At 63.9% G+C, this 1,932-nt stretch carries 3 protein-coding genes; all 3 read right to left on the bottom strand.

Annotation, left to right across the window (positions count from 1 at the left end; all coding sequences use genetic code 11):
- Positions 1-927, bottom strand: a 927-nt coding sequence (locus tag ACESMD_RS06760; RefSeq protein WP_372611542.1) for a ribonuclease D, incomplete at its 3' end; no start/stop codon positions are given.
- 30 nt (positions 928-957) lie between these two features.
- The gene (gene recR / locus ACESMD_RS06755; protein ID WP_372611540.1) at positions 958-1,563 is read right to left on the bottom strand and encodes a recombination mediator RecR; all 606 of its coding nucleotides are present in this window, start codon (positions 1,561-1,563) and stop codon (positions 958-960) included.
- Positions 1,563-1,889: a YbaB/EbfC family nucleoid-associated protein gene (locus ACESMD_RS06750; RefSeq protein WP_372611538.1), complete on the bottom strand. Its 327-nt coding sequence runs from the start codon at positions 1,887-1,889 to the stop codon at positions 1,563-1,565. Before ACESMD_RS06750 ends, recR begins: the two co-directional genes overlap by 1 nt.
- Between the last annotated feature and the right edge of the window lie 43 nt (positions 1,890-1,932).

Genomic DNA, 1,932 nt, shown 5'->3' with positions numbered 1-1,932 from the left:
CTTGAAGGCCGGTTCCATGGGGGAAGGCATTGCCGGTAGAAGGTCCTTGTCATCGACATGCAAGGCCTCGCGCACCAATGCCAGCAATTCGTCACCCTCGCGCTTGATCAACGGCGGCTTGAGGCCCTCGACCCTGGCCAGCTCGAAGCGGTTCTCCGGCAACTGCTCGGCGATGGCGTAGAGCAGTCGATCATGAACCAGCCAGCCACGGGGAACATCACGCTGGCGCGCCTCCCCTTCCCGCCATATGCAGAGGCGGCGATAGGCCTCGATCTGGCGAGGCGACAGACGCCACAACTGACGATGACGCTGGTACCAGAGCCCATCGGCGGCGGCGCTTCGCACCGCCTGGGCGACCAGCTCGCTGCAGTCCTCCTCCAGCCAGGCCAGTCGTCCGAGCCTGGCCAAGGCCTCGCGCTGCTGGTCCCAGACCTCCCCCAGATAGACGACGTCCAGGGCGGCATAGCTCAGCTGTGAATCACTCAGGGGCCTGAGCAACCAGTTGGAACGCGTCTCGTCCTTGGGCAGTGTCTTGCCTGTCCAGTGGGCCACGAGTTTCTGGTACCCCATGGACGGGGTCTCGCCGAGCAGCCCCTGGGCGAGCTGGGTGTCCACCAGGGGAGACAGGGGCACATCGGCCCAGTGGGCGAAGACCTCGAGATCCTCGCTGGATGCATGCAGCAGCTTCAAGGGACCTTCACCGAGCAGCCGGCGGAAGGCATCGGTACAGGCCACCTCCAGCGGATCGACGATGTAGGCCGGCCCGGAACCGGCGGCGAACTGGATCAAGGCCGGTACGGGGTGGAAGGTGTTCTCGCGGAAGAACTCGGTATCCAGCGCGATCACCGGGGCATCGGCCACCTCGGTGCAAGCGATATCCAGCGCGTCGGCAGTGTTGATCCAGCGAATCTCGGGGGTCAGGGGCATTCGGGTTCCGGCAGGTGGTTGCGTTGGGAGTCAGTCACCCTGAAATGGCAGGCGACCATTGAAGGCGCGGCTCAGTGTACCGCCATCGACGTACTCGAGCTCCCCGCCCATGGGCATCCCATAGGCGAGACGCGACAGGGTGACACCCCGGCCGACCAGTTGCGCACTGATGTAGTGGGCCGTTGCCTCGCCCTCCACGGTGGGATTGGTGGCGAGTATCACCTCCTGGATCCCACCCTCGGCCACCCGGGCCTCGAGTTGTTCGAGACCGATGTCCTCGGGACCGATCCCATCCAGCGGAGAGAGATGGCCATGCAGGACGAAATAGTGGCCGCGGTAGCCGCCGGCGTCCTCGAAGGCCAGCTGATCGGCCGGGGATTCCACCACACAGAGCAGAGCGTCATCGCGCCGGCCACTGGTGCAGATACGGCAGGTGTCTTCCTCGGTGAGGGTACGGCAGCGTCGACAATAACCGACACGCTCCAGAGCCTCACCCAGCACCTCGACCAGCCGCCTCCCACCGTCGCTATCACGCTCGAGCAGGTGCATGGCCATGCGCTGGGCGGTCTTGGGCCCGACGCCCGGCAGGACGCGAAGCGACTGCATCAGTCGTTCGATCAGGGGAGAAAAGCTCATCAGAACGGCATCTTAAACCCCGGTGGCAAGTCGAGCCCCGCCGTGGCTTCCTGCATCTTCTCCTGGGAACTGGCCTCGACCTTGCGTACGGCATCGTTGACCGCCGCGGCCAGGAGGTCCTCGAGCAGTTCCTTGTCTTCCTCCATGACGCTGGGGTCGATATCGACCTTGCTGACGTCATGACGACCGTTCATGGTCACCCTGACCATGCCGGCACCGGCTTCGCCCAGCACCTCGGTCTTGGCGACCTCCTCCTGGATACGCTGCATCTTTTCCTGCATTTCCTGGGCCTGTTTCATCAGGTTACCCATTCCGCCCTTCATCATGGGAATGCCCTCTTTCTAGGGATGAGTGATATCGAAAAATCGG

Origin of the sequence: Halomonas sp. (genome assembly GCF_041689495.1) — a bacterium.
Lineage (GTDB): Bacteria > Pseudomonadota > Gammaproteobacteria > Pseudomonadales > Halomonadaceae > Halomonas.
Note: the sequence above shows the minus strand (reverse complement) of the source record. Positions and strands in the feature narration are given on the sequence as shown.

Coding starts and splice junctions, on each gene's coding strand:
- recR (WP_372611540.1), bottom strand. CDS start 1,563: ATGAGCTTTTCTCCCCTGATCGAACGACTGATGCAGTCGCTTCGCGTC.
- ACESMD_RS06750 (WP_372611538.1), bottom strand. CDS start 1,889: ATGATGAAGGGCGGAATGGGTAACCTGATGAAACAGGCCCAGGAAATG.